The organism is Amycolatopsis sp. NPDC003676 (assembly GCF_053587275.1).
Map to the genome: position 1 here is coordinate 1 of NZ_JBSFNS010000216.1, position 4159 is coordinate 4159.

At 68.3% G+C, this 4159-nt stretch carries 1 protein-coding gene and 2 pseudogenes; 1 reads left to right on the plus strand and 2 read right to left on the minus strand.

Features of this window, described 5'->3' with window-relative positions:
- Positions 1 to 1342 (minus strand): annotated as a pseudogene (locus ACWDNU_RS44795) (RICIN domain-containing protein); the annotation flags it as partial.
- A 251-nt stretch (positions 1343 to 1593) separates the two neighbouring features.
- On the opposite strand from ACWDNU_RS44795, the gene ACWDNU_RS44800 reads away from it, so the two are divergent.
- On the plus strand, positions 1594 to 2988 hold the full coding sequence (locus ACWDNU_RS44800; RefSeq protein WP_449673326.1) for an ABC transporter substrate-binding protein: 1395 nt from the start codon (positions 1594 to 1596) through the stop codon (positions 2986 to 2988).
- A gap of 617 nt (positions 2989 to 3605) precedes the next feature.
- Here ACWDNU_RS44800 and ACWDNU_RS44805 read toward each other — a convergent pair.
- Positions 3606 to 4079, minus strand: a pseudogene (locus tag ACWDNU_RS44805) (SDR family NAD(P)-dependent oxidoreductase); the annotation flags it as partial.
- Positions 4080 to 4159 lie beyond the last annotated feature (80 nt).

The following is a 4159-nucleotide window of genomic DNA, read 5'->3' on the forward strand; positions in this document are numbered from 1 at the left end:
CGCGGTATCCGGCCCGACCGAGCGCGACGCGCTGCGGCTGGCCCAGCAGTTGCTCGACCTGTACAAGCCGAAGATCGCCATCGAGCACCCGGAAGTCCACGCACGAGATCGAGCAATAGGACCGGAAAGTCTTGCCCACGACCGTCCCGAGGGTCCGGCTGGCCGAGTCGACGAACCAGCGGTACCACGACTGGTCCCGGTAGGAGCCGGTGTCGCCGATCAACCGCCACTTCGGGTTCGCCAGGTCCTCGGTCGCGTAGAACCGCTGCGGGCCGACCGAATCGACCGCCTCCGGCTCGCCGAGGTACAGGCCGAGATGCGCGTCGTAAGCGATGTTCATGACGAACAGATCAGACTTGCGCGGCAGCGTACCGGCCGCCACCTGCTGGGCGGCGGTGCCGGTGCGCGCCGGGTCGTAGTCCTTCTCCGGCGGCGTGTAGCCGCGCGGGTCGACGCCGGTGGGCACGAGGTTGCTTTCGTTGCCGCCGACGCCCGGCTGCGACCATCGGCCGTCGTACCACTTCTGCCAGGTCCCGGTGCCCATCTTCCCGGACATCGGAGCGCGGGCCACGTGGGCGAGGCCGCTGAACCCGCCGCCGCCCGCGCCCGCCTTCGTCACGATGCGAGAGCCGTAGTAGACGTAGAAGTAGCCCGACTTCGGATCGGCGAACAGCCGCGGATCGCCGTCGCCGTAGTCGAAAGTCTGGTTCGGGAACGCCGCCGTGTCGCCGCGTTTCGTCGAGTACGGCGACGTGATCGCGTGCCCGCCGATCCGCCAGGTGTGGCCCCGGTCGGTCGACACCGCCCAGTCGATGGCGTCGTAGTGCGAAAACGAGTAGGCGCCGAACGGTTCGGGGGTGAATTCGTTGTGCACCAAGCCGTACCAGTCACCGGTATCCGGATCGACCCAGGTGCCGACGAGATCGCAGAAGTTCTTCTGGGTGTAGCTCGACCCGGCGGGCGGGTCGGTCGCTTCGCGGCCGGTCGGACTGGTGTTGCAGCGCCAGGTTGTGTCGTTGTTGCGATCGCGCGGTTCCGCCGGGTTCACCGCGTCGCTCAGACCCGCGTCGCGGTGCGCCGAGTCGAAGTCCGTTCCGGTGTAGAAGTCCCAGACTCGCGGGCCTTCCTTGCCGTAGAGGGCGGCGGACTGCTGGAAGTGGAAAGTCCCGTACCGGTCGAGGAACGGAGCGGCCGGGGTGTCGGTCGGGAACGGGTACTCGGCGACGGCGCCGACCGAAACGGAGTAGCCGGGGTCAGCGTGCGCGGCCGAGGGCACGGCGCAGGTCCCGGCGGCGAGGGCCAGGGCCGCGCCGGCGGCGAACGGAGTGCGGAAGCGTGGCATGGCTCGGTTCCTCGCAGGCGATAGGCATCAACAACCGACAAGAACGAACAAGTTCACACAGTCTCAGTGATCGATTTTGCACTGTCAACCCGCCATTCGTTCCCCTTCACGCAGGACAGGGGCGTTCGCCTGTCCATCACGATGCCACGGCGAACCTCCGCTTGAATGTTGACAAGTGATTGGTAAGCGCCAAAAATGCGCAGCAACACGCACTCAGTGTGTGGTCTTCGACCTCGATCAGGTGGTGGCTGATGCGGTTTCACAAGCTCGTGGGCTCGACCTTAGCGGCGACGCTGCTGCTCGCCGGGTGCGGCAGCGGGGACGCGGCGGGCGGCGGCGCCGGGGAAAACGCGCTCCCCGGCGCGGCCGAGTTCCTTTCCTCGCCCTGCCCGGAACCGGCCGTGAAACCGGCGGGCGGCGGGCAAGTCGTCTACTGGTCCATGTGGACCGCGGGCGAGCCGCAGGGCAAGGTGCTGCAAAAGGCGCTGAAGTGCTTCCAGGACAAGACCGGCGTGAAGGTCGACGTGCAGTGGCTGGGCCGCAAGGCCTACACCCAGAACCTCGTCCCGGCGCTCAACACCGGCACCGTGCCCGATCTGTTCGACCAGGACGTCAGCAAGGTCGGCGCGGCGATCATGACGCCGGGCGGCACGCAGAGCCTCGACGACGTGTTCGGCATGAAGATCGGCGAAGGCGACAAGACGGTCAAGGACGTCCTCTCCCCCACCTCGTACGACTTCCCGCAGAACAAGGACCGCGAGGGGCACAGCTTCCTCGTGCCGTACGAGATCCAGTCCAGCGCCTGGTGGTACGACAAGGCCAAGGGCGGCGCGCTCGGCCAGCCGAAGACCGTGGACGAACTGGTCGGCCTGTTCGACAAGGCGAAGGCGGACGGCAAGGCGGCAGTCAGCCAGGACGGCGACATCCCGTTCTACAACATGTACTACTTCACCCAGCTGGCCGAACGCTACGTGGGCGCGGGCGGGCTGGCGAAGGCGGCACAGGACCCGACCGGACGCGCGTGGACCGACGTTCCCGGATTCCGCGAGGCCGCCGCGCAGACCGCGCGGATCTCCAAGTACTTCATCGACGGCTGGGACGCGGCCAAGTTCCCGCAGATCCAGCAGCGCTGGGCGGACGGCGACGCGCGTTTCCTGTACGTCGGCAGCTGGGCGCCCAGCGAAACCCGCGAATACCTCGACAAACAAGGCGCGGGCACGAAGATCGACTACGGCTCCTTCCAGTTCCCGATGCCGCCCGGCGCCACGCACGACACCGTGGAGCAGATGTCGATCGGCTTCGCCGTGCCCAAGAAGGCCAAGAACGCCGACGCGGCCAAGGCGTTCATCGCCTACTTCCTCAACAAGGGCAACCTCGCCGGCATCCCCGCGGTGGCCGACAACCTGGTGCCCCGGCCCGACCTCGCCGTGCCGGACGACCTGAAGCCGGTCAAGACCGTCCTGGACGACCAGAAGAAGGAACACGTGCTGCAGTACGACGGCATCGACGCGATCGCCGGCGGCAAATGGCAGACCGACGTGTTCGACCCCGCCGACACCGCGCTGCTCAAGGGCCAGCTGACTCCGGAGGCGTTCGTGGCGCAGCTCGCGCAGAAGTCCGCCGCCTTCTGGAAGAACCAGCACTGATGGCGACACTCACTGAGGCGGCCCGGGCCGGGCGGCGGCCCGCGCTCGGGCCGCACCTGAGCCGCAAACGCAAGCTGTTCTGGCCCTTCGCCGCCCCCGCGCTGGCGCTCTACCTGGCGTTCCTGGTGCTGCCGACGGTCGCGACCGTGGTGCTCAGCTTCACCAGCTGGGCCGGCGCGGGCGACACGCCGCGACCACAGGGGGTCGGGAACTACGTGCGGATGTGGCAGAGCGATGCGTTCCGCTACTCCTTCGGCAACACGCTGATCTACGTGTTCCTCGGCGGCGTCGGCACCTTCCTGCTCGCGTTCCTGTTCACCATGGTGCTGCGGGACATGCGCGGCGGGAAGATCGTGCGGGCGATCCTGTTCTTCCCGAACATCGTCGCCCCGGTCGCGCTCGGCATGTTCCTCGGCTTCGTGTTCAAGTACCAGCCGGGCAAACAGGGGCTCGCCAACTACGTGCTGGAACACCTCGGCACGGACGCGGCGAAGTTCCTCGCGCCGGAGAACGTGACCGGGGTGGTGACCGCGTCGCTCATCTGGGCCAGTTCCGGCGCGCACCTTCGGCGACAGCTCCAGCGCCATCTGCTTGGTCAGGTGGATCAGCGCGGCCTTGGCCCCGTTGTACATGCCGATGTTCGGGTCGAGGACCAGCCCGCCGATCGAGGCGTTGTTCACGACGGCGCCGCCGTGCTCGCCCATCCACGCCTCGGTGACCAGCGACGTCCACAGGATCGGCGCCCACACGTTGACGTCGAAGGTCTTGGCGAACCGGCTGTGGTCCTGGCTGACCACCGGGCCGTAGGCGGGATTGGTGCCCGCGTTGTTGACCAGGATGTCGACGCTGCCGAAGTGCTCCACGGTCAGTTCGACGCATCGTCGGGCCGCCGCCTCGTCGGTGGCGTGCGCGCCGACGCCGATGGCGTTGCCGGTCACCTGCGCGGCGGCCGCGTCGGCCGCCTCCTGGGTCCGCGCGGTCAGCACGACATTGCCGCCCGCCGCCGCGATGGCCTGGGCGATCGCCAGCCCGATGCCGCGGGAGGCACCGGTGACGATCGCGGTGCGCCCGGTCAGGTCGGGTCCGGTCATCGGTTGCTCTCCTTGCCGCGGTACTTGCTCAGTTCCTGGCGCGCGATGGCGCGCTTGTGCACCTCGTCCGGGCCGTCGGC